The sequence below is a fragment of the Pseudovibrio sp. Ad5 genome (assembly GCF_001623095.1).
In the GTDB taxonomy this organism is placed as follows: Bacteria; Pseudomonadota; Alphaproteobacteria; order Rhizobiales; family Stappiaceae; genus Pseudovibrio.
Map to the genome: position 1 here is coordinate 348619 of NZ_LMCH01000059.1, position 13254 is coordinate 361872.

Sequence of the window (13254 nt, forward strand, 5' to 3'; positions counted from 1 at the left end):
GTAATTATTCTTCACCTCTTTGCAGCGCAAAGAGTTTTGAGGAAATAAGCTCACGGCGCTGTTGATCTTGTCCGAGGCGGAAAGACGTCTCCACGAAATCAATGTGCCGGTGCGCGGCCTCTTCAGCCTTTGCGCCATTTCGCGTGAAGATAGCCCTGCCGATCTCCTCGTGCTGCTCTAACAACTGCTCCCCAGTCCCATCAATAGAGCGCAAGAACTCGCGATTATAGAAGACACCCTTCTGCGTCAGCTCATAGATGGAAGACATCATATGAATAAGCATGGCATTGTGACCAGCATCCACAATCGCCAAATGGAACGCGATATCATTCTTCTTTGAAGCAATATCGTCGCCATTGGCCTGCGCTTCCCGCAGGTTTACGAGAATAGCCTCAAGTCGCTCAAGATCCAGTTTGGTTGCTCGCTCAGCAGCCAGACGAGCTGCAAAACCCTCCTGAACACGTCGATATTCAAGGTAGTCATAAAAAGCCGTCTGATTGCGGCTGATCAGATTGATCAAGGCAGGGCTCATAGCTGCACTGATAAGAGGCGCTATGAACGATCCTTCACCGTGACGGATAGCAATGAGGTTGGAATCCTCCAGCCGCTTCAGTGCTTCACGAACCTTCGGACGAGAGACACCCATACGCTCAGAAATATCTCTTTCAGAGGGCAGCTTCGTCCCCTCTTTCAGCACGCCGGCCAAAATGAGTCCCTCAATCTGCTCAGTTACAGAATCCACCACTGTATCGTGGTCGATAGGCTCAAAAAGATAATCTACAGACACCATTTTACACTTCCTGCCGGTCACAATTCCAATATTGGTCGATTTTATTTTCCAATTCAAGGGGAAGAGCGCCGAGAGCCACAATATTGATATATCAAAGCATGTATTACGCACTAATACGTTGTTTTACAGCGAATTTTCTGCCCCTTAGGTATGCAAATCCAATAATCCTACGCATCCACACCATTAGTATTTACCCGCGTGTCAAGCCCGAAAAACGGCTAAAACTGCAAAATATATTTCTTGATTTATTTCAGAGGTCAATATTATTTACCATCAGTCAGCTGCTTGGGAGGACAGCGCAAAAGCGCGTTTAGCAGCCGAATGCCATTTGGAGGAAACATGAAAAAATCTGTCTTAAGCCTTGCTCTCGCCGCCTCTGTAGCTGCATCTGTGCTCGCAGCTCCTATCGCAAACGCAGCCGACAAGCTGCTGCTGAAGACACCAATTGCCTTCTCAACCTCTCTGCCAGGTTTGGGAAGCCCAATTCCTCGTGTCGCTGACCAGCTGAAGCTGATGTCTGGCGGCACCATCAAAATGAAGGTGTATGAGCCGGGCAAGCTGGTTCCACCATTTGAAATCCTCGACGCTGTTTCTTCAGGCAAAATCAATTCCGGCTACACAACGGCGGGCTATTGGGCTGGTAAAATTCCTGCAGCTCCACTGTTCTCTGCTGTTCCTTTTGGCCCGGAAGCTGGTGAATATGCGGCTTGGCTTTACTACGGTAACGGCCTGTCCCTGTACCAGGAAATGTACGATCAGGCTGGCTACAACGTAAAAGTTATGCCATGTGCGATCATCGCTCCAGAGACATCCGGCTGGTTCGCTAAGGAGATCAATTCTCCTGAAGACCTGAAGGGTCTGAAAATGCGCTTCTTCGGCCTTGGCGGTAAAGTTATGCAGAAGCTTGGCGTTGCAACTTCTCTGCTGCCAGGCGGTGAAATCTTCCCGGCGCTTGAGAAAGGCGCGATTGATGCGACCGAATTCTCCATGCCTGCCATTGACGCACGCCTCGGCTTCCACAAACTGGTAAAGTATAATTACTTCCCAGGTTGGCATCAGCAGGCGACCGTCTTCGAACTGCTGATCAACAAAGACGTTTGGAACAAAGCAAGCGACACTCACAAAGCGATCATTGAGAACGCATGTAAGGCATCTGTTACCGACAGTTTTGCTGAAGGTGAAGCGATCCAGCACGAAGCTCTGCTCGACAACGTCAACAACAACGGCGTTCAGATCAAGCAGTGGTCTCCTGAAATGCTCGACGTGTTCCGTTCAACATGGAACGACGTTGCTCAGGAAGAAGCTGCAAATGATGCATTCTTCGCAAAGGTTCTGACTGACCTCAACCAGTTCCGCGATAACTACAAAATCTGGAAAGAAAACGCGTTCCTGCCGCGTAAGTAATAAAAACTTGGGAGCGGCTTTTCCTTGCCGCTCCCAATTCTACTATTGGCCTCAGCCTTCCAGACCAGATAGTTGCGGCGTTGACCTGCAAGAGTGAATGCTATGATAAAAAATCCTCAGGACACTTCAGATCCAATTGAGCTCTTTGAAGAAATTCTCGAGCACGAAGACACTGACAAACAACCCATAGCCGTTGCACTGGATCACTTTGTAAAAGGCGTTGGCCACGTTGTAATGTGGGCCAACCTGCTGCTGATCCTTGCAATCGTCACTCAGGTAACAATGCGTTATCTGTTTAACTACAACTTCCCTAAGCTTGATGAACTTCAGTGGCACATCTACGGTCTGGTGACCATGGTGGGCATCTCCTACGCGCTGGTCACAGACAGTCATGTACGTGTGGATCTGCTGCACATGCAGCTGAGCCCGCGGACACAGCGTTTCATTGAAATCATCGGCATTTCTGCGCTTTTGGTTCCTTTCATCTATCTCATGGTGGATCAGGGCTACGACTATTTCTACGACAGTTTCCGTGTGAGTGAACGCTCCTCCAGTCCTACTGGCTTGCCTGCGCGTTGGGCACTCAAAGCAGTCATCCCGCTAAGCTTTATTCTGCTGGGAGTTGCAGCACTCGCCCGCCTTATTCACGACGTTCACGCAATCTGGGTCAACAGTGAGAGCGAGCGTAAAGGCAAGGGCATCCGCCTGATCCTCCTCGCATTCTTTGGCTTTGCTATTGTTGCGTACGGTTTGTCTTTCCTCGTCGAGACCACCGAAGAGAAACTCGTCATCGCGATGTTCCTGAGCTTCATCGCGCTGCTCTTTTCCGGTTACCCTGTTGCATGGGTTCTGGCAGGCGTAGGCATTGCGTATTGCGGCTTAGCTTACCTGTTTGACAACGACTACATGGTCTGGACCGGCCTTGAGAGCACTTTCACCGGCCTCGACTACCTGACACTGGGCGCTACCGTAAACCGTGTTTATGCGACCATGTCCAACGCTGTTCTTGTCGCTCTACCTATGTTCATCTTCATGGGTCTGATGCTGGACGAAAGCGGCGTAGCCGAGCGCTTGATGACCTCCATGCAGAAGCTGTTCGGTACAGTGCGTGGTGGTCTCGCAATCACAGTAACGCTCATCGGCATCATCCTTGCTGCTTCCACCGGCATCATCGGTGCTTCTGTTGTGCTGCTTGGTGTGCTGTCTCTCCCATCCATGATGCAACAAAAATACTCCAAGTCACTTGCGGCTGGCGTGGTCTCTGCCTCCGGGACACTGGGCATCCTCATTCCGCCTTCCATCATGCTGGTAATCATGGCAGACCAGATGGCACTGTCCGTTGGTGACCTGTTCATGGCGGCGGTGTTCCCTGGCGTCATCATCGGTATGCTCTACCTCGTGTATATCTTCGTGGTTGCCCTGATCAAACGGGATGCGGCTCCAGTACCTGAAGGTGCGAAGGCACCAGACTGGCACGCCATCAAAGACGTAATGATTGCAGCGCTGCCAACCTTGCTGCTGATCCTTGCCGTGCTGGGCTCTATCTTCGCTGGTCTGACCACACCAACGGAAGCGTCCGGCATCGGCGCGCTGGGTGCAACTGTGCTGGCCCTCGGCTACCGCAAGCTGACATTCCGCAAGTTGGTCAACGTTCTGAAGTCCACCTTCAACACCACTGCTTACATCTTTGCCATCTTCCTTGGCGCCACCATCTTCTCTTACGTCCTGCGTGAAATGGGCGGTGATGCACTGATCGAAGAGATGGTGGCTTCCACCGGCTTTGGTGCCAACGGAACAGTCCTATTCATCCTGTTCATCGTGTTCCTGCTCGGCTTCGTGCTGGATTGGATTGAGATCACCCTGATCGTGCTGCCTCTAATGCGTCCAATCATCAACGGCCTTGGTCTCGACATCGGTGGCTACGGCGTGATTGATGAGCCTGCACTGATCTGGTTCGTGATCCTTGTGGCTGTGACCTTGCAGACCTCATTCCTGACACCGCCCGTTGGATTCGCCTTGTTCTACCTGAAAGGCGTGTGCCCGCCGGAGATCAAGCTGATGGACATTTACCGCGGTATCATCCCATTCGTACTGCTGCAGTTGCTGGGCCTGATGCTGGTGTACTTCCTGCCTCCATTGGCCACATGGCTGCCATCCGTCGCCTATTAGGATGCCGAGATGAACAACGCAGACCTGATCAAGCAATTCGAGAGTATCGTTGGCACTCGCCATGTTCTCAGCGATCCGAAAAAGACAGAACGGTTCCGTAAAGGGTTCCGCTCTGGAGAAGGGGAGGCGATTGCAGTCGTACGTCCCGGTACGCTGCTAGAGCAGTGGAAAGTGCTGGAAGCTTGTGTTGCAGCAGATAAGATCGTCATCATGCAAGCGGCGAACACAGGACTGACGGAAGGCTCTACGCCCAAGGGTACGTATGAGCGCGATGTCGTGCTCATCAACACCAACCGGATGACACAGATTCAGGCTTTGAGTGACGGCAAGCAAATCATCAGCTTTCCCGGCTCTACTTTGTTTGATCTGGAGAAACTGCTGGCTCCACTGGGCCGCCAGCCACACTCGGTCATCGGTTCGTCCTGCATTGGCGCTTCTATCATTGGCGGTGTGTGCAACAATTCTGGCGGATCGCTCATTGAGCGCGGTCCGTCTTACACCGAGCATTCTCTATTCGCACAGCTCAATGCGGATGGTAAGCTGGTTCTCGTCAATCATCTCGGGATTGAACTTGGCAACTCAGCTGAGGAGATTCTGAGCAATCTGGAAAGTGGCAATTACGCTCCAGCCGATGTGAATGACACCAACCAGAAAGCGTCAGACAGTGAGTACCACAGCCGTGTCCGCGATGTGGACGCCGTGACACCGGCGCGTTTTAATGCGGATAAACGCCGTCTTTATGAAGCCAGCGGCTGCGCAGGTAAGCTTGGCGTGTTTGCTGTTCGTCTGGATACGTTCCCCAAAGCAGGTGCTGAGAAGACTTTCTACATCGGCACCAATAATCCAGCAGAACTGACTGAGCTGCGCCGCCATATCCTGTCGAGCTTTGAGAACCTCCCGGTTTCAGCGGAGTACATGCACCGCGAAGCCTATGACATCTCAGAGAAGTACGGCAAAGACACCGTCGTCATGATCAACCACCTCGGTACAGATCGATTGCCAACTTTCTTTGCTCTGAAGGGGGCGGTGGATGCGTATCTGAACAAGATCAGCTTCCTCCCAAAGAACCTGACGGACCGCTTCATGCAAGTGCTTGCGAAGGTTTGGCCGGATGTTCTGCCAAAACGCATGTCTCAGTATCGCAGAGATTACGAACACCATCTCATCCTGAAGATGAGCGATGCAGGCATTGATGAGGCAGGGGCCTTCCTAAAGGACTTTTTTGCATCACGCTCAGGTAACTTTTTCGCCTGTGATGCGAAGGAGGGCAAGATGGCTGCACTTCACCGCTTTGCTGCGGCAGGTGCTGCAATCCGTTACAAAGCAGTGCACGAAGATGCTGCGGAAGACATCCTCGCGCTGGACATCGCATTGCGCCGGGATGATCGCAGCTGGTTTGAGCAATTACCCGCAAATATCGAAGAAAAGCTGATCCACCGGCTCTATTATGGCCACTTCATGTGCCATGTGCTGCATCAGGATTACATCGTGAAAAAAGGTGTTGATGTAGCCGCTCTTAAGCAAGAGATGCTTGAGATTTTAGACACACGCGGCGCGGAATATCCGGCGGAACACAATGTCGGACATATCTATAAAGCGAAACCGGATCTGGTCGAGTTCTATAAGTCCATAGACCCGACAAACAGCTTCAATCCGGGTCTTGGCAAAACATCTCGCTGCAAACACTACCACTGATTTAAAAGCCAGAGTAACCACTCTGGCTTACGTTCTTTTCGTGCTCTCGCGTGCGGAGATTGTGTAGCTCAAATCAACAATCTGAGTTGAAGGTGCACCATCCTCGCCAATCACCATCGCGCCAGCAAGACGACCGATCTCTCGCAGCGGAGTGGTCACCGAGGTGATGCTTGGGACGGTTTCTGATGAGATGCCCAGATCATTAAAACCGCAAATGCCAAGCTCTTCAGGAACGTTGATGCCACGTCGCTGACATTCAAACAGCACACCCACAGATAAGTCATCGTTGTTGCAAAAAACGGCGTCGCACTCGGGAAACTGCGAAGTGAGTTTATCCAGCAGGGTTGCACCCAACCGCACGTTGGAAGGCTCGTTGGTCACCGCAATGCACTGCTCACGTAACTCGCCATTGTCTTTGATTGCTTTTTTGAAGCCAGCCAGACGTTTCAGAGAGCGCGGGTCCATCTGCGCACCAATGAAGCCGATGTTTTTGTAACCCGAATCGATCAGATGTTGCGTCGCCGTTTTTGCGGCCTGATCATGCGAGAAACCAACAATCATATCGATGGGCTTCGGGCTGATGTCCATAATCTGTACAACAGGAACGCCTGCATTCTCAAGCATTTGCCTGGTTTCGTCAGTTTGCTCAAGACCAGAAATGATCACGCCGGAGGGAGTAGGGTTCAGGAATGATCGCAGGATGCGTTCTTCTTCCTGCGAGTCGTAATTGGTGTAACCGATCTGCATATTGAAGCGCGATCCGTGCAACGCATCGCTGATTCCGCCAAGCACATCAGTGAACACGTTGTTGGAGATGGAAGGGACCATAACCACGATGGAGCTGGACTTATTTGACGCAAGAGTAGAAGCAGACTGGTTCGGCACATAGCCAAGTTTTTTCACAGCAATTTCAACTTTCGCACGCAATGCCTCAGACACCTTTTCCGGTGAGCGAAGTGCGCGGGAAACTGTGATTGCGCTAACGCCAGCTTCTCGTCCAACATCTACAAGCGTTGGTTTTGGCATCAAAAAATTCTCCCTATTCCTGAGCGCCTTTGTAGATATTTCAGATACCTCTTGCAAAATGATTGCGCAATCATTTATGATCAAATTCTCTTAGGAGGAAAATTAGGGCCGTGGAAGACTATAAAAAATCAGTATTTGTCGTCATGGGTGTTTGTGGCGTCGGCAAAACTTCAGTGGCACGCGCTTTGGCTACGTGTTTACCGGCGACCTATGTCGAGGCCGATGATTTTCATCCTGAAGGCAATATTGAAGCAATGGGTCGGGGACATCCGTTAACGGATGACATGCGCCGACCTTGGCTGAATGATCTTTCGCAAGCGATCGTTGACTTAAACAAACAAGAAGCAACACCTGCTGTTGTTGTTGCGTGTTCCGCCCTTAAGCGGTCTTACCGTGACATCATCCGCACTTATTTGCCTCATGCCTGTTTTATCTTCCTTTCAGGATCAAAAGATATCATTCGCGAAAGAATGCTCAATCGGCAAGATCATTTCATGCCACTTGAGCTGCTGGACAGCCAGTTAGAAATTTTGCAGCCTCCGTCTTTGGACGAGCTGCACATCAACGTCGACGTGAGTGGCGCTAAAACTGACATCATCAATCAAATTTTGCGCCAGATCATGCCGGAAACTGTGGCCTAAGGCCGCCAATATCGAATACTCTTCAGGGAGGTACTGTGAGTATGAAGTTTTTGAAATTTGCAGCTGCAGCAGTCATTGCAGCATCCACCGCCACAACGGCACTTGCAGCAGATTATTCTCTGCGTTTCCAGTCTTCTGACCCAGCTGGTAACCCAAACTTTGAACTTCAGCAGGCTTGGGCAGCACGTGTTGGCGTTCTTACCAACGACCGCGTTAATGTTGAAATGCTGCCAGTTGGCACAATCGTTCAGCACACTGAAACTCAGGACGCTGTTGCAGCAGGGATCATTGACGGTCACATCACCGACACCTCTTACTTCACCGGTAAAGATGCAGCCTTCGGTCTGATCGCAAACCCGGTTGGTGCATACGGTTCTCCATCCGAAATGCTCAACTTCATGGAGTACGGCGGCGGCAAGCAGCTGATGAACGAACTGCTGAACCCATATGGTCTTCAGTTCATCGGTGCGACCACTCCAGGTCTTGAAGCATTCATCTCCAAGGTTCCTCTGGACGGCGTTGATGACCTGAAGGGGCTGAAAATGCGTGCACCAGAAGGTCTGGTACAGAACGTATTCGCTGCTGCAGGCGCAGCACCTGTGAACCTGCCAGGTTCTGAAGTGTTCACCGCACTGGATAAAGGCGTGATCGACGCAGCAGACTACACAGTGTTCTCAACCAACCACCAGCAGGGCATGCATGCTGTAGCAGGTCATCCGGTGTACCCAGGCTTCCACTCCATGCCATTGGTTGAAGTTTCCATGAACAAAGAAACATGGGACAGCATGCCAGCCGACATTCAGGCTATCATGGAAATGTCTGTTCGTGACTTCGCACGTGACATGACTGCTCAGCTGTCCATGCGTGATGCTGTTGCAGTAGCAGAAGCTATTGCAGATCCAAACATCACCGTTCACAACTGGTCTGCAGAAGAACGCGCTAAGTTCCGTGCAATTGCACGTTCTCAGTGGGAGAAAGTTGCTGAGAAGTCTGATAACGCAAAACGCGTTTACGCGGTACTGTCCGCTTACCTGAAAGAGCAAGGTCTGCTTGCTCAGTAAGCTGATTTAAATCGCGTGAAACATACCGGACCGTCAAGTTCCCCGACGGTTCGGTACCTAGCGGGGAGGCAGGGTGAATGTCAGATCACGAAGAAAAAGACGCTGGCCAAAGAGCTATACCTGAAGCGGGGCTGTTCGGGCGCATAATTGCAAAACTCAGCGCACTCTTTTCACTTGCAATCGTATCGTCTGCGGCAATTCTGATTTTTGAAGTCGCAATGCGGTATCTGTTTAATTCACCAACCATTTGGGCCCACGAAACCGTCATCTTCCTGACGGCGACAACATTCCTTTTTGGTGGTCTTTACTGCGCATCGACGAACAAACACATCCGTGTGGTTCTGATTTACGATGCACTCTCTCCCGAGCTTCGGCGTGTCTTCAACGTTGCTATCTCCATTGCCTGTGCACTCGCCAGCGCCTTGTTCTCCTGGGCAGGCTGGCTCGTTGTAAAACGCGCAATCTGGACACCCGCCGGTGATTTCCGTCTGGAGACCTCCGGCTCTGCATGGAACCCGCCAACACCAGGTCTGCTAAAGCTGTTCCTGCTTGGTATCCTTATTCTCATGTGCCTGCAATTTGCAATTCTGGCCGTCAACTACGCTAAGAAAAAATGACCGATTTACTCGTCCTGATCCCGGATTTTAAAGCTCTGGGCATCGAGCTGGCTACGGTTCTGATGTTCGGCTCATTGCTTCTGCTGCTGCTGACGGGCATGCCTCTTGCTTTCGTCACACTGCTTGTTGCTCTCATTTTCGCACTGGGCTGGTTCGGCCCGGGCGCCGTGCCGCTGATCGTCAGCCGCATCTTCAGCTTCGTGAACTCCTTCGTTTTCGTCTCCGTTCCCATGTTCGTGCTCATGGCTGCGATCCTGGATCGATCGGGCATAGCCAAGGACCTGTTTGACGCCATGCGCCTCGTTGGCGGGCGTCTGCGTGGTGGTATCGCCATTCAGACGCTTCTCGTGGCTGTTGTTCTGGCCGCCATGTCCGGCATCATTGGCGGTGAAGTTGTTCTGCTTGGCGTCATCGCACTACCGCAGATGCTGCGCCTCGGCTACGACCGTAAACTCGCCATTGGCGTGTGCTGTGCAGGTGGTGCACTGGGTACAATGATCCCGCCATCCATCGTGCTGATCATCTATGGTCTGACAGCGAGTGTCTCTATCGGCGATCTGTTCACGGCAGCGTTCTTCCCAGGCCTCATGCTTGCAGGCATGTACGCCGCCTATATTCTGATCCGCGCCTATTCCAACCCTGAAGTCGCGCCAATTCCAGAAGCTGGCGAGATCCCAATCGCGGAAAAAATGCGCCTCCTGAAAGGCTTGTTTCTCCCGATCCTCGTTGTGGTGTTCGTTCTCGGCTCCATTTATGGCGGTATCGCGAGTGTGACCGAGGCTTCTGCCATTGGTGTGCTCGGCGTAACCATCTCAACCATCATCCGCCGCGAATTTTCAGTCAAGCTCATCATGGGGGCAGCTAAGCAGACCTTATCAACTGTTGGTATGATCGTTTGGATTGGAGTAGGGGCCTCTGCACTGGTCGGCGTGTTCAACTTGATGGGTGGTATCCGCTTTGTTCAGGCACTGATCACAGGTATCTCCGACGATCCAACCGTCGTGATCCTGTTCATGATGCTCATCCTGTTCGTGCTTGGCATGTTCCTGGATTGGGTTGGCATCGCACTGCTTACCATGCCGATCTTCGTGCCAATCGTCTCACAGCTTGGTTACGATCCAATCTGGTTCGGCGTTGTCTTTGCCATGAACATGCAGGTCAGCTTCCTGTCACCACCGTTCGGACCCGCGGCCTTCTACCTGAAGAGTGTGGCGCCACCCGATATAAGTCTGGGCGAGATTTTCAGAGCATTACTGCCATTCATCATGATCCAGATCGTAGCCGTCGCCCTGCTGATCATCTTCCCCGGCATCGCAGTCAGCTAACAAAAACAATAATCACGCTGAAGAAAGAGCCTGCGACCACCGCAGGCTCTTTTGTTGTTTAAGCCTATCTGCTTCTGGCAGTCACCCACTGCAGCACAATCTTTATTTGCAGTATTATGCTAGATCACCCACTCTCGTTCTAAACGAAGCAACGTATCGACAGTGCCCAGTTTCTGAGAATAGTCCTCTCTCAAAGCGCCCAAGCGATCTGTCGGGTAGGGACCCGGGCCAAGCAAAGAGAGCACAGATTTCAAGTCTTCAGACAAACGTTCCAGCTCAGGCTGCAGATGTTCAACTTTCTCCCAAGCCTTTTGCGCATTTTCTGAATTAACTTTGGCATGCAATTCAGCTTCATGACCCCAGCTGCTTACAACTCGCGGGTGCGTCGCCTCAAAAGTTTGCAAGGCATCTTCTGCCACAGGTAACCAAGAGAGATCCTGCTCGCTATGAGCTTGCTGATACGCTTCTATTTTTGCCTGGCTTTCTTTTAGCTGAGAAATAGCATCTCGCACTTCAATCTGTTTACCAGTCAAATAATAAAGGCTCACCAACACATCGTCTGGCGGCATTGTAGACTGCTTGCCAGCAGGAATAGTTAAGTCTAAAACGGCGGAAAGGCGGGTCTCCAGCAGCTCCAGCTCATGCAAATTCTTTAGTTTGGGCTCTGTCATCAACTGAGGATCAAGCTGCTCAAACTCAGAAACTTCATGCGATAGAATCCTCGAAACCTCATAGGCTTCAGACTCTCGCGCATTTGTATTGTGATGAACAGAGAACTGAGAGAGTGTATGATATGTCTTAGAAACCAGTTCACGTAGCCTCCCAAGGACAGAACTGTCTGCATTGCCCTGTTTTTCAGCTCTGATGACCGTTTTACATTGCTTACCCAGCTCGATAATCGCAAATGCAGCATCACCTTGCGATTCATTTTTTGCACGCTGCACCAAGACGTTACGCACATCACCAAAAGAGTTTCGAATGTCTTTTTCGGTCACTTGCCGCTCAGAGCGCGCACCTCGGCCATCATATTTAGGATTTGAAACCACATCTTTCAGTACAGATCGGGCTTCACTTTCCTCAATCAGACTATCCTGGATGAAAGAAAGAGAACCTGCTTCAGCGGCATCAGGTCGCTGATTGATGGTGTTCTGTAGTCCGTCCATAAAGCGGGAATAATCTGTTTCAACCGCCGCGAGCCCCGGGATCTTAACTGCGTTTCCTTCATCATCCCTGCTAATTTTCGTTGAATGCCATAGTCCAGCATTTGGCATGTGGTTCTCATCACGAAGCCCTTGTTCAACGCCAGAAAGCAAGGTTGCACCAACCGAGAACACATCGCTCTTTTCGGAAGTTTGGGGATGTCTCGGGTGTACCTCAGGGGCTTTATAGTCTTCGGTAAACCCTTTAGCTGTCTCTCCAGCTTTGGAGTGTAAACCAAGGTCAATTATTACAGGCTCACCAGTTTCTGCGCTCACTACGTAATTGTCTGGTTTGATGTCATTGTGAACTAAACCAGCCTTACTGATATGACCGGTAACATCCAACAGTTTCTGCCCGATGTATTGAACACTGCCCCAATATTGCGCGCTGGAGATATCCCCCGCCTTCCACGCTTGATTCAATTTGCGCATGGTGACACTGCCACGATCGCCAACAACTTCATCCATCACCAAGGCTTCTTTGACCAAACTACCGTAGGGTACCGAGGCCATCCCATAAACTTTCCCTAGGTTTGGGTGCTCACCTGCGTTTTCATAGATTGTCTTATATGCACTCAGTTCAGCCTTCAGGTGCCCGGCGGCAACAGTTCTCTCAATTTTACCGACCAGATTGTGACCATCTGCTGTCGTATAGGTTGAGATATGGCTCTCACCCTCTGCAAACTTCTCAGTAATATTTGGCTTTAATGTCGAAAGATCTGGCGCATCTCCCACTACCGGTTCCCCAACCCAGTCATATGATTTAGGGAGAGTTTCTGGGACTGCTTTTAATGCAGCAGTGCCATTCAGTAAGGGCGATTTCAGCGTCACTTGCGGCAGCTCCTTTCGAAGCTGCTCAAGTTGCTGCTCCCGGTTTCCCTTGAAACTCAGAAACTGCTCTTGCGTTTCAACACCAAGGGAGGAGCCTTTATCAGATGTATAGAGCTTAACCGACTCATTTTGCGCGGCTGCTTCAGCCTCAACAGGTGTATGAAGGATCGGAGAAATCGGCTGAGATACAATACTGGTGCTGGGCAATGGCCTGTCTTTCAAAAAATGGACACACCACTTGCATAAATCAGAGAGACAACCTCTGCTGTATCAATCGATACATGCAACCCACACTAACGAACGCTTCAATAATTGCCGCACACCTTAAAACGCAGATGTTCCAGGCAGTTCAATGCAACCAAACACCCATGTTGCAACCAAGCAGAAGTGGCGGGTGGGGCGCAATGCAGGAATGTCATAATGGGTAGGGCTTTACACCTTGCTGAAGCGCTCTGGCCCTGACGGACGGAGACCCCAAATATCGCAGGACGACAGG

The 13254-nt window shown here is 51.1% G+C and carries 10 protein-coding genes; 7 read left to right on the forward strand and 3 right to left on the reverse strand.

All coding sequences use genetic code 11. The features are described from left to right. Positions 1–4 precede the first annotated feature (4 nt). Positions 5–790 carry a FadR/GntR family transcriptional regulator gene (locus PsAD5_RS17960; RefSeq protein WP_057462458.1) on the reverse strand — a complete coding sequence of 262 codons (786 nt, stop codon included), beginning with the start codon at positions 788–790 and terminating at the stop codon, positions 5–7. A 339-nt stretch (positions 791–1129) separates the two neighbouring features. Here PsAD5_RS17960 and PsAD5_RS17965 point away from each other — a divergent pair, with 339 nt between their 5' ends. The 3 genes from PsAD5_RS17965 (at position 1130) to dld (ending at position 6058) form a co-directional block, all read left to right on the forward strand. Further along, complete coding sequence (locus PsAD5_RS17965) at positions 1130–2194, forward strand: TRAP transporter substrate-binding protein (protein ID WP_057462476.1); 1065 nt, start codon at positions 1130–1132, stop codon at positions 2192–2194. A 102-nt stretch (positions 2195–2296) separates the two neighbouring features. Beyond that, positions 2297–4363 carry a TRAP transporter large permease subunit gene (locus tag PsAD5_RS17970; protein ID WP_063293077.1) on the forward strand — a complete coding sequence of 689 codons (2067 nt, stop codon included), beginning with the start codon at positions 2297–2299 and terminating at the stop codon, positions 4361–4363. A 9-nt stretch (positions 4364–4372) separates the two neighbouring features. Further along, positions 4373–6058 carry a D-lactate dehydrogenase gene (gene dld / locus PsAD5_RS17975; protein WP_063293078.1) on the forward strand — a complete coding sequence of 562 codons (1686 nt, stop codon included), beginning with the start codon at positions 4373–4375 and terminating at the stop codon, positions 6056–6058. A gap of 27 nt (positions 6059–6085) precedes the next feature. Here the strand turns inward: dld and PsAD5_RS17980 are convergent, their stop codons facing one another. Further along, on the reverse strand, positions 6086–7084 hold the full coding sequence (locus tag PsAD5_RS17980) for a LacI family DNA-binding transcriptional regulator (RefSeq protein ID WP_063293079.1): 999 nt from the start codon (positions 7082–7084) through the stop codon (positions 6086–6088). A gap of 110 nt (positions 7085–7194) precedes the next feature. Here PsAD5_RS17980 and PsAD5_RS17985 point away from each other — a divergent pair, with 110 nt between their 5' ends. The 4 genes from PsAD5_RS17985 (at position 7195) to PsAD5_RS18000 (ending at position 10728) form a co-directional block, all read left to right on the forward strand. Then, positions 7195–7725, forward strand: a complete 531-nt coding sequence (locus tag PsAD5_RS17985; protein ID WP_057462462.1) for a gluconokinase — start codon at positions 7195–7197, stop codon at positions 7723–7725. A 41-nt stretch (positions 7726–7766) separates the two neighbouring features. After that, positions 7767–8786 carry a TRAP transporter substrate-binding protein gene (locus PsAD5_RS17990; protein WP_063287756.1) on the forward strand — a complete coding sequence of 340 codons (1020 nt, stop codon included), beginning with the start codon at positions 7767–7769 and terminating at the stop codon, positions 8784–8786. Positions 8787–8863: 77 nt separating this feature from the next. Further along, entirely contained in the window at positions 8864–9403 is a 540-nt protein-coding gene (locus tag PsAD5_RS17995) for a TRAP transporter small permease subunit (RefSeq protein WP_063287755.1), read from the forward strand. Then, positions 9400–10728 carry a TRAP transporter large permease gene (locus PsAD5_RS18000; protein ID WP_057462465.1) on the forward strand — a complete coding sequence of 443 codons (1329 nt, stop codon included), beginning with the start codon at positions 9400–9402 and terminating at the stop codon, positions 10726–10728. The genes PsAD5_RS17995 and PsAD5_RS18000 overlap by 4 nt, the downstream gene beginning before the upstream one ends. Before the next feature lie 119 nt (positions 10729–10847). Here the strand turns inward: PsAD5_RS18000 and PsAD5_RS18005 are convergent, their stop codons facing one another. Further along, on the reverse strand, positions 10848–12965 hold the full coding sequence (locus PsAD5_RS18005; protein ID WP_063293080.1) for a protein kinase domain-containing protein: 2118 nt from the start codon (positions 12963–12965) through the stop codon (positions 10848–10850). Positions 12966–13254 lie beyond the last annotated feature (289 nt).